The sequence below is a fragment of the Rhodanobacter thiooxydans LCS2 genome, assembly GCF_000264375.1.
Taxonomy (GTDB): Bacteria; Pseudomonadota; Gammaproteobacteria; order Xanthomonadales; family Rhodanobacteraceae; genus Rhodanobacter; species Rhodanobacter thiooxydans.
Map to the genome: position 1 here is coordinate 1 of NZ_AJXW01000019.1, position 243 is coordinate 243.

At 66.7% G+C, this 243-nt stretch carries 1 protein-coding gene; it reads right to left on the reverse strand.

What is annotated here, in order from left to right:
• Nucleotides 1–243 (reverse strand): acyl-CoA dehydrogenase domain-containing protein (locus UUA_RS04340; RefSeq protein WP_008434593.1); only part of this gene is annotated, 243 nt, incomplete at both ends.

Consider the following 243-nt stretch of genomic DNA (forward strand, 5'->3'; position numbering starts at 1 on the left):
CGCACCGCGTTGGAGATGCCGAAGCCGATGTGGCCGAACAGCAGCCGGTCGAACGTCTTCAGCTGCTCGCCGCGATCGGCGATCGACAGCGCCTGCATTTCCTTCAGCACGTACGGATGGCAGCGGATCGCGCCCTGGCCGAAGATCATCAGGCTGCGCGTCATGATGTTGGCGCCCTCCACCGTGATCGCGATCGGCACCGCCGACCAGCCGCGGCCGGCGTAGTTCTTCGGACCCAGCTGC